Origin of the sequence: Aestuariimicrobium soli (assembly GCF_051192575.1) — a bacterium.
GTDB classification, from domain to species: Bacteria; Actinomycetota; Actinomycetes; order Propionibacteriales; family Propionibacteriaceae; genus Aestuariimicrobium; species Aestuariimicrobium soli.
The window spans coordinates 74,628-98,549 of the sequence record NZ_JBPJSQ010000001.1; the positions used below are offsets into that span (position 1 = coordinate 74,628).

A 23,922-nucleotide genomic window follows, 5' to 3' on the forward strand; every position below is an offset into this window, starting at 1 on the left:
TTTCGTTCGAGCCGCGTGCGTTAGCATTCGAACATGGCGACCCGCGCGTCTTCCCCACCGCGGTCGTCGGGCAAGTCCACGTCGAAGTCCTCGGCGCGGCCCTCGTCCGGCACCCGGTCGTCCGGAAGTTCCTCCAAGTCCACCGCCCGTTCCGGCAGCCCCCGTTCCGGGAGCCCCCGATCGGGCAGCAGCCGCTCGACCACGTCGAGGGGCCGCTCGTCGGCACCCTCGCAGGGTTCGTTGGGCCGCGGACTGTCGTCGCTGTGGCGAGGCAGTGCCAGTCTGGTCGGGAACGGCGCCCGCAAGGTGGGTGACACCGCTCTCGAGGTCGATCCGGAACTGCGCCGCGACGGTGCCGGCCTGTTCCTGCTCGGATCGGCGATCGTGGTCGCCGCCGTCTTCTGGTTCGGTCTGCCCGACCCGGTGGGCCACTGGCTCGAGGTCGGCATCTCCACGGTGTTCGGTGCCATCAGCTACGCCCTGCCGCTGTTCTGCCTGGGCATGGCGTGGCGCACGCTGAGGCACCCGCAGAAGAACGGACCCACCGGCCGTCAGGTGGTCGGCTGGAGCGTCTTCTTCCTCGGTGTGCTCGGCATCATCAACATCATGAAGGGCTCGCCTTCGCCGGCCGAGGCCCCGGCACTGCGGGCCGCCGGGGGAGCGCTGGGCTACATCTCGTCATCGATGCTCACGCAGTTGCTGACCGTGTGGGTGGCCGTGCCGCTGCTGGTGCTGCTCACCCTGTTCGGCGTGATCGTGATCATCGGCATGCCGCTGTGGGAGATCGCCGACCGGGTGCGTGAGCACCACGCCCGCGCCAAGGCCCACCAGGCCGAGCGCGCCGAGCGCCGCGCCGCCCAGGTCACCGAGGTCGACCGCGCCTATGACTCGCCGCTGATCTCCGACGGCCCCGAACCGGACGACCTGGACGGGCCCGACCACCTGGACGAGAACGCGACCCTGTCCCACGACAGCCTGGCCGGCGACGTCTACGACCACGACGCCGTCGAGTCGGTGCGCCGCCAGCCCGGTGACCGGCTGCCGCAGCAGCCCGCCGAGGTCGAGGGCGAGGCGGGCCGCACACAGATCGGCCTCCCGCCCGAGCCCAAGCTGGAGGCCCCGCCGCACACCCCGGCCCCCGCCCGGGTCGAGCAGCTGGTGCTCTCGGGCGACGTGCAGTACGTGCTGCCGGAATCGTCCGTGCTGAAGGCGGGCACCGCCCCCAAGGCGAAGACGCCCGCGAGCGACGCCATCGTGGCGCGCCTGACCGAGGTGCTCACCCAGTTCGACATCGACGCGACCGTCACCGGTTACACGCGTGGTCCGACGGTCACCCGCTATGAGGTCGAGCTCGGCCAGGCGGTGAAGGTCGAGAAGGTGACCGCGCTGTCGAAGAACATCGCCTACGCGGTGGCCTCGCCCGAGGTGCGCATCCTGTCGCCGATCCCCGGCAAGTCGGCCATCGGCATCGAGATCCCCAATGTCGACAAGGAGATCGTCTCGCTGGGCGACGTGCTGCGCTCGGCGAGGGCCACCAACGACCACCACCCGATGACCGTGGGTCTGGGCAAGGACGTCGAGGGTGGCTTCGTGGTCGCGAACATGGCCAAGATGCCGCACCTGCTGGTGGCCGGCGCCACCGGTTCGGGCAAGTCGTCGTTCATCAACTCCCTGATCACCTCGATCATGATGCGCGCCACCCCCGACGAGGTGCGGCTGCTGCTGGTCGACCCCAAGCGCGTGGAACTGACCGCCTACGAGGGCATTCCGCACCTGGTCACACCGATCATCACCAACGCGAAGAAGGCCGCCGACGCGCTGCAGTGGGTGGTGCGCGAGATGGATCTGCGCTACGACGACCTGGCCGCCTTCGGCTTCCGCCACGTCGACGACTTCAACGCCGCCGTCAAGGCCGGCACGGTGAAGGTGCCCGAGGGATCGGAGCGGGTGCTCGCGCCCTACCCCTACCTGCTGGTAGTGGTCGACGAGCTCGCCGACCTGATGATGGTCGCCCCTCGCGACGTCGAGGACTCGATCGTGCGCATCACCCAGTTGGCCCGCGCGGCCGGCATCCACCTGGTGCTGGCGACCCAGCGGCCCTCGACCGACGTGGTCACCGGGCTGATCAAGGCCAACGTGCCCTCGCGTCTGGCCTTCGCCACGTCGTCGATGACCGATTCCCGCGTCATTCTCGACCAGCCCGGCGCCGAGAAGCTGGTCGGTCAGGGTGACGGCCTGTTCCTGCCGATGGGCGCCGGCAAGCCGGTGCGTGTGCAGGGTGCCTGGGTGGGGGAGCGCGAGGTGCGCACCGTCGTCGACTCGATCAAGACGCAACTGCAGCCGCAGTACCGCGACGACGTGGTGGCCCCCGCCGGCGGCTCGCAGAAGGTGGCCGAAGACATCGGGGACGACCTCGAGCTGGTCATCGACGCCGCCAAACTGGTGGTCGAACTGCAGTTGGGTTCGACCTCGATGCTGCAGCGCAAGTTGCGCGTCGGGTTCGCCAAGGCGGGCCGGCTGATGGACATTCTCGAGACCCGCGGGGTGGTCGGCCCCTCGGAGGGATCGAAGCCGCGCGAGGTGCTGGTGAAGCCCGACGAACTCGACCAGGTGGTGGACAACCTCTCGTTGGGTTGATGACTGCGACCCCCACGGGGGCCTATCGTCGGGTCATGCACGACGATGACGTCGACGACCACGAGGATTTTGCCTCGTCACACGGGGCTCAGCTGCAGGAGTTCGCCCTGCAGCTGAGCGGTGACGCGTCGCTGGCCACCGAGCTGGTCGACGGCGCCTTCGCCGACGTGTGGGCCGATCGCCACCGCCTCTCCAGTCCCGAATGGCCAGCCTTCGCCCGCGAGCGGGTGGCGCGGCGCTGGGCGGCGAGGCAGGCCTGGCCCGTCATGGTCGCCGAGCCCATTTCCCCCGACGAGCGTGCGGACGACCTGAGGCGCCAGGGGCACGCCCTGGCCACCCGCCGCGGCGTGGTGGCAGCGGCTGCGGTCGGGTCCGCGGCCCTGCTGGGCACCGTCTGGCAGACCGTGCGACTCGCCGGCGCCGGGCACCGGGTGCGGATCGATGACGTCACCGTCGAGGTCGACACCCCGCTGATCGACGGCCAGCGGGTGGTGCAGGTCAAGCACGACGGCGATCTGATGGCCGAGTTCCGGAGCACCCGGGATCGTCCGTTGTTGGCGCTCACCCCGTTGCCCGACGGACGTGACCTGGTGGTGGCGTGGCTTCGCCCCGAGGTGATGGCCGTCGACGTGGCCGATGCCGGCCCCGACCCGATCAGTCGGACGACCCTCGTGCCCCTCGCCGAGGGCACGGTCGCCCTGGCTGTCGGACGATCGCTGGGCCGACTGCCGCTGCTCACCTACCTCACGCCGGCCGGCTACCGCACGGAACCGCCCAGCGTGCCCCAGGCGGTGGTCGGCTGGGGCCGCTTCGGGGTCACCGGTTACTTCGTGCCGCGCCAGGGCGTGTTCGTGCTCGAATCCCCCCACCGCGAGGTGTTGGTCGGTCGCAACGAGAACCAGGCCACCGTCTTCCTCACCGACCTGGGCGACGGCGCCCAGCTCGTGGTGGTGCAGAGCTGGAGTCTGGTCTCGGCCAACCTGCAGCGGAACGGGCGCACCGTCGAGACCCTCGACCAGGTGTTCCAGAACGGAGCCCTCGTCTGCGGAGTGCTCGAGCCACCCGTCAGCGCCGACCATCCCCTCGACATCACCGTGGTCGGGGTCGACGGACTGGTCACGATCAGGGTCGAGGGCTGAGCCATGGTCGCCTGGCATCGTCCCCTCACCGCCGAGCAGTTCGCCGGCTTCGTGGCCACGCACCGCTCGAGCGTCACCGCCGCGGCGGCGAGCCTGCTGGGCACCGACGAGAACGACCGCGCCGCGTCGGCCGCCGCTGATCGGGCCTTCGCCGAGGTCTGGGCCCGTCGCTGGGCAGTCTGGCGCGACCCGGTGCACACCCTGCGCACCGCCCTGGTGCGCCGCACCCGACCCGCCCGGCTGGCCGAGCCGCCCCTGCACGACCCTCCGAACGTGTTGGCGCTGCGGGCGAGGGCAGAGTCGGCGCGCGGGCTGAGCTCGTCCGCCGCGGCGGTCAACCGGCGCGCCCTGGTCGTCGGTGGGGTGGGCGCCGCCACCGCCGCTGGTGCGGCCACCCTCGCGGTGGCCGTGGGCCGGTCGGTGCACACGACCAGCACCACCATCGTGGGCGGCAGTCGCGTCAACCTGACCGTCGAACTCGTCGGACGAGGGCAGCGACGCTCCGCCCGGGTGTACACCTCCGACCCGCAATGGGCGGCGACCCTGCCTGCTCTGGTGGGCAGCTTCATGGTCGACTCGGCCCACGCCACCAGCGTGCTGCTGCCCTCGCCGGGGCTGGCCGCCGACGCCACCCTGCAGACCCTGGTGCTGCACCAGCCCGGCCTGGTGTTCGCCGACGTCGTCGACACCACGGTGGTGCCGCTGGCCACGAGCCGCGACGAACCGATGGCCGCCGGGTTGTTCGCATTGTCGGCCTACGGTGCGTCCGGGCTGGTCTGGGGCGATGCCACCGGACGGGTGATCGGCGACCGCGCCGTCGTGCAGGCCCCCTTCCCGGGAGACTCCTCCCGGGTCTGCTACGTCGCCAACGGCCACCTGGTCGTCCGACACCTGGCGCGGGGCCTGTCGCAGCCTCGGCTCGTGTCGCGGGCCCTATGGGTCGACCTGCCCTCGGTGTCGGGGGCACCCGCGGTCTCGGCGCTGGCGGTCTCGCTGCCCGATTCCACCGGTCTGGTGGTGGCCATGACCGATGAGGCCGGCGACCTCTCCTGGGACCTGCCGAGTCTGGCGGCGTCCTCGTCGGCCGTCGGCACGGCGCGATTCTGGCATGTCGCCCAGCTTCCCCAGAGTCGCGGACGAGAGACGGCCGAGCAGCGCATCACCCTGCGCACCGCCACCGACGTGGTGCAGTACCGCGTGAACTTCTGAGGGGTCGGGCCGTGGTCACCAGCGAGCGGGCCGAGGATCACGAGGACTTCGTGACCACCCACGGCGACGCCCTGCGGTCGCTGGCGCTGGCCCTGTGCGGTGACGCCCACACCGCCGACCAACTCGTCGACGCCACCCTCGGCGATCTGTGGCGCCAGCGCGATCGCGTGCTGGGCACCGAGCGGGCCGGCTGGGCGAGGGACCGGTTGGCGCACCGCTGGGCCGACCTCGGGGTCTGGGGGCCCGCCGGTGAGCGCGAGCTCGACACGATGGAGCAACAGTTCGTCACCAGGGCCATCATCGAGAGCGGCGACGAGCGATTCCGCCGCCGGGCCCTGATCGGCGGAACCGCTGTCGCGGTGGGGGCGGCCGCCACCGCCCTGTGGCGCCACGGTGCCGACGGGGGAATGCCGGTCGTGGTCGACCGACTGCCCCTGCGCTTGCGCCAGACCAGCGACGAGCGAGGGGAGCGCTGGTTGCAGGTCTGGTTCCCCGAACGTCGGCAGCAGGAACGCCTGCTCACCGAACTCGCCACCCCCCTCGAGACCCCCACCACCGTGGTGGTGCCGCTGGTCGGCGGCCTCTTCCAGCTGTTCGACGGAGCCAGACTGGTGGTCACCTGGGCCAAGGGTGCCTGGCAACGACTCGACGTGCTCGACGGCGACAGCTACGGCGTGCACCCGGCCACCCTGCGCCGGCTGGCCCTCGGCCTCGACGAGGTGACCGTCGGATTCGCGGTGTACGACGGCGGTGACCAGCCGCCCCTGGTGGTCCGCCACGACGGCCGCAGCTTCCGCGCCGACCAGACCCAGGTCATCACCGGCTTCGTCGACACCCCGGAGGGGGGAGTTGCCGGGTACGTGGTTGGGCCCACCGGGTCGATCGTCCTGGTGAGCCCCGTGGCACGCCAGGTGGACCCCACCGGTCTGGGTGGCCTGGGCGTGCAGCGGGCCGACCTCGGCGACGGTCGGGAGTTCCTGGCCGTGCCGACCTTGGGGCGACAGCACCTCAGCGTGGTGCGCCGCGGGGTCGACCTGGGCGGTGCCGTGGTGGCCGGCGGCGGTGAACGTCTGCTCGTGGTGTGTCGTCCGCTGATCAGCCCCGCGCACCCGGTGGAGGTGCGCTGGATCGACCCCGACGGGGTTCCCCGCTCGCAGGAGATCACGTGAACCGGGTCGAGTTCGAGCGCTGGGTCAGCGCCACCCGGCCGTCGGCCGAGGCGGCGGTCGCGGCGCTGCTGGGCCTCCCACAGGACGACCTGCGGGTGCAGGCGATCACCGACGAGGCCTTCGCCAGGATCTGGGCGTGCCGTTGGCGGCTGGGTGACGACGCCGACCCGGCGCTGCGGAGGATGGTGGTGCGGTTGTGCCGGCCCGGGGAGGTCACGCTCGAGGCGGCGGATCGTCCGAGCAACACGGCCCAGTGGCGGGAACGGGCCACGCGATCCCGCAGCCCGATCCCGGCCGCGCCCGGCCAGGTGAAACGGCGCACGGTCATCGCCGCCGCGGCCGCCGTGCCGGTGGCCGCAGGCGCCGCCGCGGGCCTGTGGCGGTGGACGACTCGACAACCGCCCCCGCAGCGCCCCTCCGCGATCCGGGGGGACGCGTTCACCGTGCAGTTGACCCTCGATCGCGGGACCGGTGTCACCCGGGTGGCGCGACCTGCGACCTCGGGGGGAGTGGTCACCCCCCTGGCCGCATTGCCACAGGTGCCCCGCGAGTCCCTGCACGCGGCGACCGTCGTGCTGCCCCCCGTGCCGCGGGCCGGAGCGGGGGCATCGTCCCGGCGGAGTCGGAGCCTGCTGCTGGTGCACCACCCCGAACTCGTCTGGGCCGACCTGCACGGTGACGGCGTCGAACCGTTCACCCTCGACCAGACGCAGACCTACGCAGCCGCCGAGCCGGGTGTACTGGGCGGGGGATCGTCCAGCGTCGTGTGGGGTGACCTGGCTGGGCGTGTGCACGGGCCGTCCGACGTGCTGGGGGCGCCGTTCCCCGGCCGGAAGGACTGGCTGATCTACGTGCGCGGCGGCACGTCCGTGGTGCGGACGAGCCGGAGAGGGGTCGCGCAACCGGGCCAGAACTCCCATCTGCTGGTGTCGCTGCCGCTCGACGTCGACGCCGAGTTGCCGCTCATCGTGCACGAACTGCACCTGGCCGACGGCTCGGTGGTCGTGGGGGTCGTGTGGTCGGTGGTCCCGCAGGAGAACCGCGGTGAGGAACGGGTCGAATGGGATCTCGGGGACGTTCCGGTCAGCGCTCCCACCGAGGGTGGCGCACGGTTCTGGCACCTGCCCGGCGTCCGGGACACCTTCCCCGACCTGACCCTCGACGTCGACGGCACCCGACGGCGGTTCACCATCTATCGCTGAATGCGATACTGGAGGCATCATGACTGACCTCAAGAACGTGCATCTGGTCACCTTGGGCTGCGCCCGCAACGAGGTCGACTCCGAAGAACTGGCCGCCCGGCTCGAGGCCGGCGGGTTCCGACTCGTCGACGACGCCGCCGAGGCCGACACCGTGATGGTGAACACCTGCGGTTTCGTCGAGCAGGCCAAGAAGGATTCGATCGACACCCTGATGGAGGCCTCCGGCCTGAAGGGAGAGGGGCGGACGAAGGCCGTGGTGGCCGTCGGCTGCATGGCCGAGCGGTACGGCAAGGATCTGGCCGACTCGATGCCCGAGGCCGATGCCGTGCTGGGCTTCGATGACTACTCCGACATCGCTGGGCGCCTGCAGACCATCCTCGCGGGCGGTCACCACGAGGCCCACGTGCCTCGCGACCGGCGCACCCTGCTGCCACTGACCCCGGTGGCGCGGGCCGCCGCCGCCCCCGGGGTGGCGATCCCCGGCCACGGTGCTGGTACCCGGGCCGACCTACCCGACGGACTGGCGCCCGCCACCGGCCCGCGCACTCTCAGGAAGCGGCTGGGCAACTCGCCCTACGCCCCGCTGAAGATCGCCTCCGGGTGCGATCGCCGCTGCGCCTTTTGTGCGATCCCGCGCTTCCGCGGCTCCTACCTGTCGCGCACGTCGCCCGACATCGCCGAGGAGGCGCGCTGGCTGGTCGACCACGGGGTGCGCGAGGTCTTCCTGGTCAGCGAGAACTCCTCCTCCTACGGCAAGGATCTCGGCGACATCCGCGCCCTCGAGAAGCTACTGGTCGACCTCTCCGACGTCGACGGCCTGGAGTGGATTCGCGTCTCGTACCTGCAGCCGGCCGAGCTTCGTCCCTCACTGGTGCAGGCGATGGTCGCCACCGAGAAGGTCGTCCCGTACTTCGACCTGTCGTTCCAGCACGCCTCGGGGCCGGTGCTGCGCCGCATGCGCCGGTTCGGTGACGCCGAGAGCTTCCTCGGGCTCATCGACCAGGTGCGCTCTCTGGCGCCGCAGGCGGGCATCCGTTCCAACGTGATCGCCGGGTTCCCGGGTGAGACCGAGGCCGATGTCGACATTCTCAAGCAGTTCCTGATCGACGCCCGCCTCGACGTGGTCGGTGTCTTCGGCTACTCCGACGAAGACCAGACCGAGGCCATGGGCCTGTCGGACCACGTTGATCCCGACGAGGTCGAGGCCCGCGCCGCCGAGCTCTCCGACCTGGCCGCCGAACTGTGCGCCCAGCGTGCCGAGGATCGCATCGGTGAGGTGATGACCGTGCTCGTTGAGTCCGTCGAGGAGGGTGAGGTGATGGGTCGGGCCGAGCATCAGGGCCCGGAGGTCGACGGCACCACCACCATCGAGGGCTCGCACGCCTCGGTCGGTGACTTCGTGCTGGCCGCCGTCACCGGCTCCGATGGTGTCGACCTGATCGCCGAAGAGGTCGGACGATGACCGCGTCCCCAACCCCGGAGGTGGCCGGACAGCCCAGTCAGTGGAACGTTCCCAACGTGCTCACGGGGCTGCGGCTGGTGATGGTGCCGCTGTTCGCCTGGATGCTGTTGTCGCACCCGCACGACCTGGGCTGGCGGTGGGCCACCACGGGCGTGTTCGTGCTGGCCATTCTGACCGACTTCGCCGACGGCAAGATCGCCCGGAAGTACAACCTGGTCACGAACTTCGGCAAGCTGTGGGATCCTCTGGCCGACAAGGCGCTGACGGGCATGGCCTTCGTCGGGCTGAGCATTCTCGGTGAGCTGCCGTGGTGGGTGACCATCATCATCCTGGTGCGCGAGTGGGGCATCACCCTGCTGCGCTTCGCCATCCTCAAGTACGGGGTGATGGCGGCCAACCGGGGAGGCAAGGCCAAGACGCTCGTGCAGTCGGTGGCACTGGGGCTGTACCTGCTGTGGCTGCCGCACCTGCCCGAGTGGGTGCAGTGGATTGCGTGGGTGCTGATGGGTCTGGCCTTCGTGTTGACCGTGGTGACGGGGCTGGACTACCTCAACGAGGCCCGCAAGCTGCGGGCCCGCTGGCTGGCCGAGCAGCGTTCGTGACCGACCCGGGGTCGGCGGCCGCGCTGATCGCGTCGCTGGCGGCGCGCGGGCTGACGCTGGCCACCTGTGAGTCGCTCACGGGCGGGCTGGTGAGCGCATCGCTCACCGGCGTGCCCGGGTCGTCCGCCGTGGTGGTGGGCGGACTGGTGACCTATGCCACCCGGCTCAAGACGCAGCTGGCGGGGGTCGATCCCAGCGTGATCGCGGCCGACGGCGTCGTCAGCCGGGCGGTGGCCGAGCAGATGGCCGCCGGGGTACGGACGAACCTGGGCGTCGACCTGGGGCTGGCGTGCACCGGGGTGGCCGGGCCCGGCCCGCAGGACGGGGTCGCCGCGGGCACCGTGTGGATCGCCGTGGCCAGCGCCTCGGGCGTGCGATCCGAGCGGTTGGTCGTGCCGGGGGACCGCGAGACGGTGCGGGCGACAACCGTGGCTGCCCTGATCGAGCTGACACAACGCTCGGTGACCGCGGATCCATGAAGTCACCAGCCTGAAGGTGTTGCCATGAAGGCGTGAGACTGGATTCTTGTTCGCTCTGCGCGGGAATGATCGGCCTCCGTCCCGCGTTGACACTGTTGTCAACCGCCGCCGTGGCGGGTCGACCGTGAACGAGAGGTGGCGCCATGAAGCCAATGTTGATGCGAGAGCTGATCGGCGAGACCCTGCGCGAACTTCGCTTTGGTCAGGGGCGCACGTTGCGTGACGTCTCGATGGATGCCCGGGTGAGCCTGGGCTACTTGTCGGAGGTCGAGCGCGGGCAGAAGGAGGCCTCGTCGGAACTGCTGGCCTCGATCGCCGCCGCCCTGAACGTGCCGCTGTCGCAGGTGCTGCGCACCGTCAGTCAGAAGTTGGTTGCGCTCGAGCAGCCGCAGCGCCCGGTGGTGGCACGGGCCGCCTGACCCCCCCGCCAGCCCCCCAGGTCAGGCCCGCCCGAGCGGGCCACGGGACGCGCCCCCGATCCGATGGGTCGGGGGCGTGTTGCGTCCGGCTCAGCCCTCGTTGCCGGCTGGCACGACCACGACCTCGACCCCGGCCTTGCGAATCTTGGCGAGCTCGTTGCGATCGGCGGACGAGTCGGTGACCAGCAGGTCGATCTCGCTGAGGTCGGCCAGCCGCGCCAGCGTGACGCGCCCGATCTTCGAACCGTCGGCGACACAGATGACCATCTGTGCGCGTTCGATCATGGAGTGATTGGTGGCGGCCTCGGTGTCGTCATGGGTGGTCAGGCCGCCGTCGACGCTGACCCCGTCCGAGCCCACGATCGCGGTGCCCACGTTGATCTGGCGGAAGGTGGCCTCGGCGAGCGAGCCCACCAGTTCGAGCGAGTTCGAGCGCAGCACCCCACCGGCGATCAGCACCCGTTGCTGGCCCACCTTGGCGGCCTCGAGGGCCAGGGAGACCGAGTTCGTGATCAGCGTGACGTCGCGGCGCGCGTGCAGGGCGCGCAGCACCTCGGTGGTGGTGGTGCCACCGGTCAGGGCAATGGCGTGCTTTCCGGCGGGCAACTGCTCGACGACGGCACGGGCGATCGCCTGCTTGGCGCGGCGATTGCGTCCGTCACGCAGCTGCACCGGCAATTCCGCCCCCTGCTTCACGCGGCGGGCCCCGCCATGGGTGCGCACGAGCAGACCCTGCTCGGCAAGACTGGCGACGTCGCGGCGGATCGTGGCGGCCGAGGCCCCCAACATGGCGGCCAGGTCGCTGAGCTGCACCTCGCCCTTCTCGGCGACGGTGGCCAGCAGGGCGACCATGCGATCCGACCGTCGCCCTCCGGCCTGGTCCTCGGCGGACGTGCTCATTCGCGGAACTCCGATCAACTCAACTGTGAGCGTTTCACTGCAAACAGCCTAGCGATCGCTCAGCCGCTCACGCGCGTTCGCTCTCCTGGTGGACACCGGTGCGTGGGCGGAATCCCTGCGGAGTCATCACGAAGCCGGCCGCCTCCAGCAGGTCGCGCCACCGGCCTGCACCCCACGACGCGGTGAGCGCGGACTCCCCGTTGATCGTCTCGATCGTCATCGGCGAGATCGACTGTCGCAGCACGGCGTCGGTGAGGGTCTGCAGGCCCGCCCGCAGCCGCTCGGCGTCGGCCGAGAACGCGAGCACCGTGCGCACGCCGCGCTCGAGGTAGAGCAGTGGCGCGGCGTCGTCGAGCACCACCAGGGCGCCAGCCTTGCGGCTGGGGCGATGGGCGGGCGAGTCGGGCCAGGGGAGGGCCGCACCGTACGGGTTGGCGGGATCGCAGGCAGCGAGCAGCCTCACGCCGGCGGCCGGCCGCTCCTCGCGGACCCGGTCGACGGCACCCGGAAGGGCGAACTGGCTGGCGCCGAGCCCTTCGACGAAGTAGCCGCGGCGCACCCCGCCCTGGTCCTCCATGGCCGCCAGCACCCGGTAGGCGGCGCCGAACGAGCCGAACAGGGGTTCGGTCTGCACACACCCGCGGGTGATGACGCCGTATCGGTTGAGCAGCACGGAGGCCGCCAGCAGGTCGCGCTCGCCGGCGCTGGCGGCACTCGAGGTCACGATCGACCACCGGCCAGGGGTGCCGCTGAGACGAGGCGTGCGCAGGGGGCGGGCGATCGTCCGTCGGCGGGGCGCCGCCCGGCGAGGGGTCTTGAGGGCACCGCGGCTCACGTGTTCGCGCACCGCCGAGAAGCTGGACGAGGTCAGCCACCCGCCCCAGACGAGCTCCCAGAGCCCATCGGTGCCCTCGGCGCTCTCGAGTTTCTGCCCCTCGACGGCCGCCATCAGCTCGGCGACCGTCCAGGCGCCACCGCCGCGGGCGGCCGCCAGCATGCCCTCGGTGAGAGCGGACGAGGGCTCCGTCCCGGCGTCGGGCAGCGCCAGATCTGCCGGCCACAGCTGCACCCAGCCGTCCCGCGTGCCGATGGCCCCACGGCCGTTCCAGACGACGTCGCCGCGGGCGAGCAGGTCGTCCAACATGGAAGGCCGGTAGTCGCTCACCCGCGCCGGCAGTACCAGCGATTCCAGCATCGAGGCCGGGATCGGGTGACCGGCGAGGGACTCCACCGCGGCCAGCACCGCCTCGGTGCCCTCGGTGGGGTGGGTCGTCTCCTGCCAGTCGGCCAGGAAGCTGGCGTACTGGCGGTGCTCGACGGGTTCCACGCCGCTGCGCAGCAGCGCCAGCGACCGCCGGCGGACCCGCCTGATCATCGAGCGGTGCCACCAGCGGTGGTCGAGGATCTCGAGTTCGCCGTCGCCGATGCGGAGGCGCTCGAGCACGCGCTCGGCGGTGCCGTGCGGCAGGGCCAGGCGTTCGTCCAGTGTGGCAGCCGTCGTGCCGGCGTGGGTGCGCACCCATCGACCCAGCAGTCGTGCCAGGGCCTCCTCGGAGGTGACCGGTGCCGGCGACGCCCACCCGGGTGGCACGGGCACTCCCAGACCGTCGCGCAGCAGCGCCAGATCGTCCGCGGTGGCGAGCAGGTCACGGCCGGCGACGCGCAGGCTGACGAGGCGCCGGTGGGCGAGCAGATCGGCCAACCACCCGGGCGAGTCACCGTCGGCGCGGGCGTGGGCCTCGTCCTCGGTGAGGGGGCCGAGGGTGCGGATCACGTCCCACCACGACTCCGCGGTCTCGGCGCGGTGGTCGTCGGCCGTGCGCTGCACCTCGGCCTCGACCTGCGCGGCAGCGGTGGGATCGAGCAGATCGGCCACCTCGCCGGAGCGGCCCAGCAGTTCGGCCAGCAGGTTCTGGTCGATACCGGCCGCCGCCAGGGTGCGTTCCGCCAGCGGCTGGTCGGAGTCGTAGATGAACTCGCCCACGTAGGCGAACAGCAGGTTGCGCGCGTACGGGGAAGGCTGGTCGGTCTCGACCTCGACCACCCGGATGCGGCGCGCCGCCACCGCCGCGAGCTGGGCTCTCAGGCCCGGCAGGTCGAAGACATCTTCCAGGCACTCCCGCAGCGTCTCCAGCACGATCGGGAAATCGGGGAAGCGGCTGGCCACCTGCAGCAGCTGGGCCGAGCGCATGCGCTGCTGCCACAGGGGGGATCGTCGGTGGGGGTCGCGCCGGGGCAACAGCAGCGCGCGAGCCGCGCACTCGCGGAATCGCGACGCGAACAACGCGCTGCCGAAGATCTCGCCGGCCAGCACCTGGTCGAGGTCGTCGGGATCGAGGTCGAGCAGGTCGAGACCCGGCGGGGTGCGCTCCACGTCGGGAATCCGCACAATGATGCCGTCATTGGTGGCGGTGGCACGGGCCTCGACACCGAACCGCTCGCGAGCCCGGGACTCGATGACCATCGCCCACGGGGCGAGCACGGCGTTGCCCCAGGCGGCGTGCACGAGCACGCGCCAGTCGCCGAGTTCGTCGCGGCACCGCTCGACCACCACCGTGGATGCGCCGGGCACGACGCCCGTGGCCCGCTGCTGTTCGTCGAGGTGGGCGATCGCATTGTCGATCGCCCAGGTGTCGAGGCCACGGGCGGCGAGCTGAGCGGCCCGGTTCTCGGGTGCCGCCTGCAGCCGGTCGGTGAACTCACCCAGCGCCCGACCCAGCTCCAGCGGGCGGGAGTTGGCGTCGCCGTGCCAGAACGGCAGCCGACCCGGCTGCCCGGGTGCGGGTGTGACCAGCACCTGGTGTGGCGTGATCTCCTCGATCCGCCAGGTGCTCGTGCCGAGGGTGAACAGATCACCGACCCGTGACTCGTAGACCATCTCCTCGTCGAGTTCACCCACGCGTCGACCGGCGCCGTCGCCGGCCAGGAACACCCCGAACAATCCGCGGTCGGGAATCGTGCCCCCCGACGTCGTGACCAGCCGCTTGGCACCCGGACGAGCCGTCAGCAGGTCGGTGGCACGGTCCCAGACCAGCCGGGGCCGAAGTTCGGACCAGTCGTCGCTGGGATAGCGGCCCGTCAACATGTCGAGGGTGGCCTCGAAGGCCGACTCCGGCAGGTCACGGTAGGGATCGCTGCGGCGCACCAGTCGGGCGGCCTCAGCGGCGGGGACGGCCTGCTCGACGCACATGCTCACCAGCTGCTGCGCCAGCACGTCGAGCGGATTGGTGATCCTCGGGACCTCCTCGATCTGGCCCGACACCATCCGTTCGGCGATCACTCCCGCCTCGAGCAGGTCGCCGCGGTGGGTCGGCAGCACCACCCCGCGGGAGACGGCGCCGACCTGGTGCCCGGCTCGTCCGACGCGTTGCAACCCCGAGGCCACCGACGGGGGCGACGAGATCTGGATCACCTGGTCGACGGCGCCCATGTCGATGCCCAGTTCCAACGACGAGGTCGCCACCACGCACGCCAGCCGACCCGACTTGAGGTCGTCCTCGATCTGGGCCCGACGTTCCTTGCTCACCGAGCCGTGATGGGCGCGCGCGAGCGTCTGGCCGGCGTGGAACTCGCGTCCGGACCCCACTCCCGACTGGGCCATCACCTGCGCGGGCACCGACGGGGGAGTGGCCTCACTGCCGAGGCGCACGGCCCACTGTTCGTTGAGCCGAGCCGTGAGCCGCTCGGCAACCCGGCGAGAATTGACGAAGCACAGCGTCGAGCGGTGCGGCTCGACGAGGTCGAGCACCCGTTGTTCGATGAACGGCCAGATCGACTGGTTGGGCTCGCTGGCCCCGGTTTCCGGATCGGGGGGCAGCGCGAGCTCGGTCATGTCGGCGACCGGCACCTCGACGTGCAGGTCCCAGCGCTTCTGTGCGGCCGGCTGGACGAGGGTCACCGGTCGGTCGCCCCCCAGGAAGGCGGCCACCCGTTCGGGCGGTCGCACCGTCGCCGAGAGCCCGACCCGCTGGGCCCCTCCGCGGGAGTGGAGGTCATCGAGGCGTTCGAGGCTCAGGGCGAGATGGGCTCCGCGCTTCGTGCCGGCCAGCGCGTGGATCTCGTCGACGATCACCAGATCGAGGTCGGCCAGGGTCGCCGCATGTTGACCGGAGAGCATCAGGAACAGCGACTCGGGGGTGGTGATCAGAATGTCGGGCGGGCGCACGAGCTGACGGCGCCGTTCGCTGGGCGGGGTGTCACCGGTGCGCACCGCCACCGACACCCGCGGCACCGCGTCACCGCGCCGCTCGGCCGCCAACTGGATGCCGCGCAGCGGTGCGCTGAGGTTGCGTTCGACGTCGACGGCGAGCGCCTTCAGCGGGGAGACGTAGAGCACCCGCACGCCCGGTTCGCGCGTGGCCGACGACGGGGTGGCCATCAGTCGGTCGATGCTGTGCAGGAACGCGGCGAGCGTCTTGCCCGAGCCGGTCGGGGCGATCAACAGGCTGTGCCGGCCTGACGAAATGGCCTCCCACGCGCCGGCCTGCGCCGCGGTGGGGGCGGTGAAGGCATCGGTGAACCACTCCCGGGTCGCGGGCGAGAACGGCGCGAGGGCCGGGTGGGTGGTCATGGTCAGCATCGTTGCAGACCGGTCGGACATTTCCAGCAGCTCTCGTCGGCGCTAGGGTTGCGGCCATGCGCGAGACCGAGTTGAGGGCACGGATGGCCCAACACCTCGGGGCGACCTATGCCCTGCACTGGGCCGAGAACCAGTCGATGTCGTCCTTGGGCGGACGAACGGTCGAGGAGGCCCTCGCCGCCGGTGTCGACTGCAAGACCGTCTGGCGGGCCGTGTGGGCCGAACTCGAACTGCCGCTCGTGCACCGCTGAGCCCGACCCGGGAGTCGTGGCTCGATCTGGCCCGAGGGCTCGCCGTGGTCAGCATGGTGATCGCCCACACCGCACCCGTCGGTGGTGTCTTCAACGTGACCGAGTTCCTGACGATGCCGTGGTTCGCCCTGCTGATGGGCTGTGGTCTGGCTCTCGCGTGGCAGCGGACGAAGGCCCGCGACCCGGGCACGCCGTGGTGGTGGTTCGGCGTCACGGGCACGCTGCGGGGTCTGGTGCTGATCGCGCTGGGTGAACTGCTGGATCCGGTCTACGACCAAGTGTTGGTGGTGCTGCAGTACCTGGTGTGTGCCCAGATCGCGGCGGTGTGGTTGACACCGTTGCTGGGTTCGCGGCCGCGACTGGGCTGGGCGCTCACGGTGGCGGTGTGGCTGGGCGGCGCTCCCGTGGTGCAGGCGGCCATCGCGCTGCAGACGACCATCAGGACCGGGTGGCGGGGAACGCTGCTGCAATGGCTGGCTGCTGGGCCCGACTATCGAGCAATCACCATGTTGGTGTGGATGCTGGGTGGGATCAGCATGATGGCCGGGCGGGCCGCGCCCCGCGCGGAAGGGTCGGCACGCTCGCTGCGGTGGGCCGTGGCCCTGACCGGCGTGACGGCGGTCTGGCAACTGGTCGGCAAGCTGGCCTTCCCCGACACCTTCCTGCCCTATTCGGGAACCCTGTTCGAGACGGGGCACAACCTCGTGCTCGCGCTGGCAGCGAGCCTGTGGTGCCGGTGGTTGGCCGAACGGTTCCCGGCCGTGGTCGACCGCGCCGCTGCCGTGTCGGCCCTGGGTCGGCTGGCCCTCACCGGGTATGTCGCGCAGCTGCTGGTGCTCGAGGAGGTGCAGCGGCTGGTGCTGCACGGCGCCCGCGACGACCACTGGTGGGTGCTGGGGGTGACCGTCGCGGTGCTGTTGGGTGGCGCGTGGGCATGGGAGCGGCTGGGGTGGCCACGCCCGGTCGAGGCGGTCCCGCGGGCCATGGTCACCGGCGCCGACTGGCTGCGACACCGGTGGACGACACGCGCTGCGCGACACGCCCACCACGTGCCGTGATTCGTACGGGTGTTCGGTAAGCTCTCAGGTGTTGTCCACAACCGAGGGATCGGTCCAACAGTTGTCCACAGGCCATCTGGCTCGTTGGGATTTTGTCGGAGCCGATCCATACAGTCCCAGACGTAACGAACTTCCACACAGCAAGGCCGGTGAAGGCCGACCCAGGAAAGGAACGACCATGGCGGTTGCAGATCGCGCCAAGGCCCTCGAGGCGGCGCTTGCCCAGATCGAGAAGCAGCACGGCAAGGGGTCCGTGATGCGGTTGGGCGAAGAGACCCGGCAGCCGGTGGCTGTCATCCCGACGGGCTCGGTGGCGCTCGACGTGGCCCTGGGCATCGGCGGGCTGCCGCGCGGGCGCGTGGTCGAGATCTACGGTCCGGAATCGTCGGGCAAGACGACGGTGGCCCTGCACGCCATCGCCAATGCCCAGCGGGCCGGCGGCATCTGCGCCTTCATCGACGCGGAGCATGCCCTCGACCCCGAGTACGCCGCCAAGCTCGGCGTCGACACCGACGCCCTGCTGGTGAGCCAGCCCGACAACGGTGAGCAGGCGCTCGAGATCGCCGACATGCTGGTGCGTTCCGGCGCGCTGACGTTGATCGTCATCGACTCGGTGGCGGCCCTGACGCCGCGCGCCGAGATCGAGGGCGAGATGGGCGACAATCACGTCGGCCTGCAGGCGCGCCTGATGAGTCAGGCCCTGCGCAAGATGACCGGTGCGCTCAGCGGCGCCGGCACCACCGCCATCTTCATCAACCAGCTGCGCGAGAAGATCGGCGTCATGTTCGGGTCTCCCGAGACCACCACCGGTGGCAAGGCGCTGAAGTTCTACGCCTCGGTGCGTCTCGACGTGCGCCGCATCGAAACCCTGAAGGACGGCACCGAGTCGGTCGGCAACCGCACGCGCGTGAAGGTGGTCAAGAACAAGGTGGCCCCGCCCTTCAAGCAGGCGGAGTTCGACATCCTCTACGGTCAGGGCATCTCCCGCGAGGGCTCGCTGATCGACATGGGTGTCGACGCCGGCATCATTCGCAAGGCCGGCGCCTGGTTCACCTACGAGACCGACCAGCTGGGTCAGGGCAAGGAGAACGCCCGCTCGTTCCTCAAGGCCAATCCCGAGGTGGCCGCCGAGATCGAGAACAAGATCAAGCAGAAGCTGGGGTTGGGCGAGCCCGACGAGGTGCCCGAGGGTGTCGACCCGGTCACCGGTGAGGTGGCGTTCTGAGCCCGCAGGGGCCCGACGCCGATCCGCGCGAAGTGGCCAGGGAGATCGCCCTGCGACGCCTGGCCCTTCGCGCACACAGCCGGCACGAGTTGGCCGAGGCGATGCGGGCCAAGCTGGTGCCAGACGAGGTCATCGACGAGGTGCTCGACAGGTTCACCGAAGTGCAACTCATCGACGACCAGGCCTTCGCCCTGGCGTGGAGTGAGTCCCGCCACCGCTATCGCAACCTGTCCCGCACCGTCATCCGCCGGGAACTGCGCGGCAAGGGAGTCTCGGACGAGGTCACCCGCGCCGCGCTGGAACAGATCTCCGACGCCGACGAACTCGAGGCGGCCAGACAGGTGGCCGAGAAGAAGGCTCGTACCCTGCGCCGCCTCGACCCCGTGGTGGCCCGGCGACGGCTGCAGGGGGCGCTGGCGAGGCGGGGGTACTCCACGTCAGTGGTGATCCAGGTGGCCCGTGAGGTGCTGGCCGTCGACTCCGACGACGTCGACGATGCGTGAGCAATTTGTGAAACAACGTTCCACGTTGACCCCTGAATCGGTTTAGGCTGCTGGGATCGTGCCCGTCCGGGCGCGTTCACGATCAATGGAGATCCCATGCTGTCCAGACGTTCAGTCCTGTCCACTGCCGCCGTGTCCGCCGGCGGGCTCCTGCTCGCGATGACCACTCCCGCGTCCGCGTCACCGGCCCCGGCCGGTGCCAGCCCACGGCGACACCCCGACCCGACCACCCCCGACCTCGTCATCGCCCAGGCCGCCGCCGGGCGTCGCTACCACTTCCCGGGAGCCACCAAGCTCAGCGACGGCACCATCCTGGTCGTGGCGCGCGACGGCGTGTCCCACTCCGATCCCACCGGGCGCCTGCATCTGGTGCGCTCGACCGACAACGCGGCCACCTGGTCGGAGCCGGTCACGATCTGGGATTCGCTGGGTGACGACCGCGACCCCAAGATCAGCGTGACCGCGAGCGGCCGCGTGTTCGTGCAGTGGTTCACCTCGTCGGTGGCCGGCAGTCCGCCCGGGGTGGTGTCGGGCGTCTTCGTGATGTCCAGCGACGACGGTGGACTCACCTGGAGCACTCCCACCATCGTCGGCACCAGCATGGAGTGGATCGCCGAGCACGGCCGAGTGACCGAGATGCCCGACGGCACCCTGCTCTCGCCGGTGTACGGGCCCGGCGGCCGATCGGCGATCGTCCGCAGCACCGACGGTGGCCTGACCTTCCCGGCCGAGAACGAGTACATCTTCGACACCGGTGGCGTGGGCACCAACGAGGTGACCCTCACCGTGCTCCCCGACGGTCAGGTGACGGCCTGGCTGAGGCCCAACGCCCAGGGTGCCCCGTCGTTGCTGCTGCGGTCGTTCGACTCGGGGTACAGCTGGAGCTCGCCCGAGTTCAGTGACCTGCGGCAGTCGTCCGCCGAGACCCTGGTGCTCCGTAGCGGGCGGGTGCTGGCGGCTTACGGCGACGTCAGCTACCGCTTCGGATTGCGCAGGCTGACCTCGGCTGCGCTGATCAGTCAGCCGGGGCGACCGTGGAACCCCGGGGTCACCATCCCGGTGTGGGACGCGTTCGTCGACGACCAGGCCAACCCGGCCCTCGTCGAGCTCGATGCCGACACGGTGCTGGTGGTCGGGTTCGCCTACAGCCCTCGCCAGATCGTGGGCACGAGGGTGTCTCTGCGCGACTTCGAGCAGGCGCCGACCGATGCCTCCCAACTGATCGGGCGCATCGACCTGGCGGCCATGGTTCGGGCCGGAACGGCCACCGTGACCACTGACCTCACCTCGACCACCACGTCTCCCTCCACGACGGGTCCGATGGGCGCGATCGACGGACGACTGGGCCTGGCGACCACCGCCCTGGGCAGTACCACGCAACTCACCTCCGGCACCTACCTGCTGGAGTTCTCCGTACCGGTGCGAGCCCGGCAGGCGGGGGTGGCGCTTCGTCCGGGGGAGAACCAGGACGCCACCGTCGAGATCCGCCGGCTCGACGGCACTTGGCGACGGGTGGGCCACCTTGACCACGCGTGGCGGTACGGCGATGTCGACTGGTTCTCACTCGGGGGCTCCCAGCAGCTCACCGGCCTGCGGGTGACCACGACCACGAGCAGTGAGGTGCGTCCGCCGAACAGTGGGGCCCTACCCCGCCCGGTGGCCATCACCGAGATCACCCTGCGCTAGCGGGGATCCCCTCCACGGGAGGGCGGCCGGGCCAGGATCAGTGCGTCGATCCGGGCCCGGCCGTTCCCGCGGCGGGCACGGGCACGGCACCCGCAGCGACGGCACGGCCGGCACGACGGGTGCGCACCTTCGTCTCGACCCAACCCGCCAGTGAGGTCAGCGCGTAGTTGATGGCGATGTAGATCACGGCCGCCACGATCAGGGAGGCCAAGATGTTGGAGTTGTTCGAGGCGAACGTGGTCAGCGACCTCAGCAGGTCGGGGTAGGTGACGATGTAGCCCAGGGCGGTGTCCTTCAACACCACCACCAACTGGCTCAACAGCGACGGCAGCATCGCCGTGATGGCCTGCGGCAGCAGCACGCTCCACAGTGTCTGGTCGCGCGTCAGCCCGATGGCCCAGCCGGCCTCCCGCTGACCCTTGGGGAGCGAGTGCACGCCCGAACGGATGAGCTCGGCGATGACGGAGCCGTTGTAGAAGGTCAGGCCGAGCACCACCGAGGCAAAGGGCAGGGCGTCGCCGCTGAGGGCCCCCGACTGCAGGAACAGGAAGTAGAAGAAGAACATCATCACGAGCACGGGCACCGAGCGGAAGAACTCCACCAGCACGCCCGACACGAGCGAGATCACCTTGACGTGGCTCAGTCGTCCGACACCGAGCAGCACCCCGACGACACCGGCGGTGATCACCGAGAGCCCGGCCGCCTTGATGGTCTGCCACAGGCCCGGCAGCACGTAGTCACGCCAAGCGGAGACCTCGGTGAAGGGGCGCCACTTGTCGGCGACCAGAAGTTGCTTGCGCAGTGCCCAGATGAGGACGGCCGCGACCGCCAGGCAGAGCAGAGCTCCCACCAGACCGACGACGCGGCTGAGGGCACGACCCCGGGGCCCGGGGGCATCGAAGACGACGGTTGCCTGGCTGCTCATCGGGCCACCGCCAGTCGGCGGGAGAGCCGCGTGAACACCATGCCCGTGGGCAGTGTGAGCACCACGAAGCCGAAGGCGATGATCGCGAAGATCAGCACGATCAGGTCGGGGCGGAACTCGATCATGTTCTTCATCTGCGTCGACGCCTCGGTCACGGTGACGGTGGCCGCCACGGTGGTGTTCTTGGTGAGGGCGATCAGGGTGTTGCCCAACGGTGCGACCGCGCCGCGCATGGCCTGCGGCAGGATCACCTCGCGGATCGAGCCACCGAACGACAACCCCAGGGCGCGCGCCGCCTCGGCCTGACCCAGCGGCACCGTGTTGATGCCCGAACGGATCGCCTCCGCGACGAACGAGGCGTGGTACACCGACAACGCCACCACGGCCCAGGCGGTGTTGTTGGCCTCCGTGCTGGCGCCGCGGCCCAGCAGGGGCCAGTTCATCGACAGCAGGAAACCGAACACGCAGAAGAACAGAATCAGGGTGAGGGGAGTGTTCCGGATCACGGTCACGTAGGCGGTGCCGAAGAATCGCAGGGCGCTCACCGGGGAGACCCGCAGAATGGCCACCACGGTGCCGATGATCATGGCGCCGATGGCCGACAGCACGGTCAGCAGCAGGGTGACCCCGAAGGCCTGGAGCAGGTTGTATTCACGGAAGAGCGTCAGGACGTCGTCCACGGGGGCTCCTTGGGGGTGGTGGGAGATGGTGGTGGACGAGCCTGCGGGCCCCGGCCGGGGCACCGGCAGGCTCGTCCACCGAACCTGGTGTCAGCCGATCAGCTGCAGGCGTCGACCTTGGGCTCGGCCGGGGCCTTGAAGCCCGACGGGCCGACGGTCTTCTCGATGGCCTTGGCCCACTCGCCGGAGCTGACCATCTTCTCGATGGCGGTGTTGACCTTGCCGCACAGCTCGGTGTCGCCCTTCTTCAGGCCGACGCCGTAGCGCTCCTCCGAGAAGGGGGCACCGACGACCTTCAGCTTGCCCTTGTAGGCATCCTGGGCCGCGAAACCGGCCAGGATCACGTTGTCGGTGGTGACGGCGTCGATGGAGCCGTTGGCCAGGGCCTCCACACACTTGGAGTAGGTGTCGAACTGCTGCAGATCGACCCCGGGCACCTCCTTCTTCACCTTGTCGGCCGAGGTCGAACCGGTGACCGAGCACAGCTTCTTGCCGTCGAGGTCCTGCGGGCCCGCGATGGTGGCGTCGCTCTTGACCAGCAGATCCTGACCGGCCACGAAGTACGGTCCGGCGAACGAGACCTTCTCCTTGCGGGCGTCGGTGATCGAGTAGGTGGCGAAGATGAGCTTGACCTGACCGCCCTGGATCAGGTTCTCGCGCTGGGCCGAGGGAGCTTCCTTCCACTCGATGTTGCTCTCGTCGTAGCCGAGCTCCTTGGCGACGTACTTGGCGACCTCGACGTCAAAGCCCTGGTAGCCGTCGCCGACCTTCTGGCCGAGGCCGGGCTGGTCGAACTTGATGCCGATGGCGATCTTGTCGCCGGCGCCGGCATCGTTGCCGCAGGCAGCCAGGGACGCGGCGAGCAGCAGGGCCGCAGCTGCGGCGGCGATCTTGCGGGTGACCTTCATGGTTTCCTCCATTTGAGCTGACTTGTGGGGACGAGCTGACTTGTGGGGACGGGCTGACGGGTTGTGGTTGTGGGGTGGGACGGGGCGGATCCGGTCAGTGCAGGATCTTCGACAGGAAGTCCTTGGCGCGCTCGGACTTCGGTTGCGTGAAGAACGACTCGGGGTCGGCCTCCTCGACGATCTGGCCGTCGGCCATGAAGATCACCCGATCGGCGGCCTTGCGAGCGAAGCCCATCTCGTGGGTGACCACGATCATGGTCATGCCCTGCTTGGCCAGGCTGACCATCACGTCGAGCACCTCGTTGACCATCTCGGGGTCGAGGGCAGACGTCGGCTCGTCGAACAGGATCACCTTGGGATCCATGGCCAAGGCGCGGGCAATCGCGACGCGCTGCTGCTGGCCGCCCGACAGTTGGGCGGGGTACTTCTGGGCCTGCGAGTCGACACCGACGCGCTTGAGCAACTCCATGGCCCGCTCGCGAGCCTTCGAGGTGGGCAGCTTGCGCACCTTGGTGGGGCCCAGCGTGACGTTGTCGAGGATCGACTTGTGGCTGAACAGGTTGAACGACTGGAAGACCATGCCGACATCGGCCCGCAGGTGCGCCAGCGCAGCCCCCTCCTCGGGCAGCCGCTTGCCGTCGATCTCGATGTCGCCCGACTCGATGGTCTCCAGGCGGTTGATGGTGCGGCACAGGGTCGACTTGCCCGATCCCGACGGGCCCAGCACGACGACCACCTCACCCTGCTTCACGGTGAGGTCGATGTCCTTGAGCACGTGATTGTCGCCGAAGTGCTTGTTGACGCCCCTCATCACCACGAGGTCTCGCCCGGGGGCGGACTCCGCGGCAGGGCGCTGATCGTCTTCGCTCATGCCCGCACACTAGGGCAA

Annotated in this window: 20 protein-coding genes; 14 read left to right on the plus strand and 6 right to left on the minus strand. The window is 70.3% G+C overall.

The window, feature by feature from the left end; genetic code table 11:
* The first annotated feature begins 33 nt into the window (after window positions 1–33).
* The 9 genes from ACSDQ9_RS00355 to ACSDQ9_RS00395 all read left to right on the plus strand — a co-directional run bounded on the left by ACSDQ9_RS00355 (window position 34) and on the right by ACSDQ9_RS00395 (window position 10,318).
* Window positions 34–2,637, plus strand: a complete 2,604-nt coding sequence (locus ACSDQ9_RS00355; protein ID WP_435142453.1) for an FtsK/SpoIIIE family DNA translocase — start codon at window positions 34–36, stop codon at window positions 2,635–2,637.
* 35 nt (window positions 2,638–2,672) lie between these two features.
* The gene (locus ACSDQ9_RS00360; RefSeq protein WP_435142455.1) at window positions 2,673–3,776 is read left to right on the plus strand and encodes a hypothetical protein; all 1,104 of its coding nucleotides are present in this window, start codon (window positions 2,673–2,675) and stop codon (window positions 3,774–3,776) included.
* A 3-nt stretch (window positions 3,777–3,779) separates the two neighbouring features.
* The gene (locus ACSDQ9_RS00365; RefSeq protein WP_435142457.1) at window positions 3,780–4,985 is read left to right on the plus strand and encodes a hypothetical protein; all 1,206 of its coding nucleotides are present in this window, start codon (window positions 3,780–3,782) and stop codon (window positions 4,983–4,985) included.
* An 11-nt stretch (window positions 4,986–4,996) separates the two neighbouring features.
* Window positions 4,997–6,154: a hypothetical protein gene (locus ACSDQ9_RS00370; RefSeq protein WP_435142459.1), complete on the plus strand. Its 1,158-nt coding sequence runs from the start codon at window positions 4,997–4,999 to the stop codon at window positions 6,152–6,154.
* Complete coding sequence (locus ACSDQ9_RS00375) at window positions 6,151–7,356, plus strand: hypothetical protein (RefSeq protein ID WP_435142461.1); 1,206 nt, start codon at window positions 6,151–6,153, stop codon at window positions 7,354–7,356. Before ACSDQ9_RS00370 ends, ACSDQ9_RS00375 begins: the two co-directional genes overlap by 4 nt.
* Before the next feature lie 19 nt (window positions 7,357–7,375).
* Window positions 7,376–8,818: a 30S ribosomal protein S12 methylthiotransferase RimO gene (gene rimO, locus ACSDQ9_RS00380; protein WP_435142462.1), complete on the plus strand. Its 1,443-nt coding sequence runs from the start codon at window positions 7,376–7,378 to the stop codon at window positions 8,816–8,818.
* Entirely contained in the window at window positions 8,815–9,420 is a 606-nt protein-coding gene (gene pgsA, locus ACSDQ9_RS00385) for a CDP-diacylglycerol--glycerol-3-phosphate 3-phosphatidyltransferase (protein ID WP_435142464.1), read from the plus strand. Before rimO ends, pgsA begins: the two co-directional genes overlap by 4 nt.
* Window positions 9,417–9,899 (plus strand): CinA family protein, encoded by a 483-nt coding sequence (locus ACSDQ9_RS00390; RefSeq protein WP_435142466.1) that lies wholly within the window; start codon window positions 9,417–9,419, stop codon window positions 9,897–9,899. Before pgsA ends, ACSDQ9_RS00390 begins: the two co-directional genes overlap by 4 nt.
* 143 nt (window positions 9,900–10,042) lie before the next feature.
* Window positions 10,043–10,318, plus strand: coding sequence for a helix-turn-helix domain-containing protein (locus ACSDQ9_RS00395; protein ID WP_435142467.1), 276 nt, complete (start codon window positions 10,043–10,045; stop codon window positions 10,316–10,318).
* A gap of 90 nt (window positions 10,319–10,408) precedes the next feature.
* Here ACSDQ9_RS00395 and ACSDQ9_RS00400 read toward each other — a convergent pair whose 3' ends face one another.
* Entirely contained in the window at window positions 10,409–11,170 is a 762-nt protein-coding gene (locus tag ACSDQ9_RS00400; protein ID WP_435142760.1) for a DeoR/GlpR family DNA-binding transcription regulator, read from the minus strand.
* A gap of 115 nt (window positions 11,171–11,285) precedes the next feature.
* The gene (locus tag ACSDQ9_RS00405; RefSeq protein ID WP_435142469.1) at window positions 11,286–15,788 is read right to left on the minus strand and encodes an ATP-dependent helicase; all 4,503 of its coding nucleotides are present in this window, start codon (window positions 15,786–15,788) and stop codon (window positions 11,286–11,288) included.
* Between the two features lie 65 nt (window positions 15,789–15,853).
* Here ACSDQ9_RS00405 and ACSDQ9_RS00410 point away from each other — a divergent pair, with 65 nt between their 5' ends.
* The 5 genes from ACSDQ9_RS00410 to ACSDQ9_RS00430 all read left to right on the plus strand — a co-directional run bounded on the left by ACSDQ9_RS00410 (window position 15,854) and on the right by ACSDQ9_RS00430 (window position 20,520).
* A complete protein-coding gene (locus tag ACSDQ9_RS00410) occupies window positions 15,854–16,048 on the plus strand; it encodes a DUF3046 domain-containing protein (RefSeq protein WP_435142470.1) in 195 nt (64 codons plus the stop codon).
* Window positions 16,049–16,092: 44 nt separating this feature from the next.
* A complete protein-coding gene (locus ACSDQ9_RS00415) occupies window positions 16,093–17,106 on the plus strand; it encodes a hypothetical protein (RefSeq protein ID WP_435142472.1) in 1,014 nt (337 codons plus the stop codon).
* 178 nt (window positions 17,107–17,284) lie between these two features.
* A complete protein-coding gene (recA, locus tag ACSDQ9_RS00420; protein ID WP_435142473.1) occupies window positions 17,285–18,331 on the plus strand; it encodes a recombinase RecA in 1,047 nt (348 codons plus the stop codon).
* 32 nt (window positions 18,332–18,363) lie between these two features.
* Complete coding sequence (locus tag ACSDQ9_RS00425; protein WP_435142474.1) at window positions 18,364–18,834, plus strand: regulatory protein RecX; 471 nt, start codon at window positions 18,364–18,366, stop codon at window positions 18,832–18,834.
* A gap of 132 nt (window positions 18,835–18,966) precedes the next feature.
* The gene (locus tag ACSDQ9_RS00430; protein WP_435142476.1) at window positions 18,967–20,520 is read left to right on the plus strand and encodes a sialidase family protein; all 1,554 of its coding nucleotides are present in this window, start codon (window positions 18,967–18,969) and stop codon (window positions 20,518–20,520) included.
* A 37-nt stretch (window positions 20,521–20,557) separates the two neighbouring features.
* On the opposite strand, the gene ACSDQ9_RS00435 is transcribed toward ACSDQ9_RS00430, so the two are convergent.
* From ACSDQ9_RS00435 to ACSDQ9_RS00450, 4 genes are all read right to left on the minus strand, one after another.
* Window positions 20,558–21,445: an amino acid ABC transporter permease gene (locus ACSDQ9_RS00435; RefSeq protein ID WP_435142478.1), complete on the minus strand. Its 888-nt coding sequence runs from the start codon at window positions 21,443–21,445 to the stop codon at window positions 20,558–20,560.
* The gene (locus tag ACSDQ9_RS00440) at window positions 21,442–22,125 is read right to left on the minus strand and encodes an amino acid ABC transporter permease (RefSeq protein ID WP_435142480.1); all 684 of its coding nucleotides are present in this window, start codon (window positions 22,123–22,125) and stop codon (window positions 21,442–21,444) included. The genes ACSDQ9_RS00435 and ACSDQ9_RS00440 overlap by 4 nt, the downstream gene beginning before the upstream one ends.
* 98 nt (window positions 22,126–22,223) lie before the next feature.
* A complete protein-coding gene (locus tag ACSDQ9_RS00445; protein ID WP_435142482.1) occupies window positions 22,224–23,045 on the minus strand; it encodes a glutamate ABC transporter substrate-binding protein in 822 nt (273 codons plus the stop codon).
* Window positions 23,046–23,127: 82 nt separating this feature from the next.
* Window positions 23,128–23,904, minus strand: coding sequence for an amino acid ABC transporter ATP-binding protein (locus tag ACSDQ9_RS00450; RefSeq protein ID WP_435142483.1), 777 nt, complete (start codon window positions 23,902–23,904; stop codon window positions 23,128–23,130).
* Window positions 23,905–23,922 lie beyond the last annotated feature (18 nt).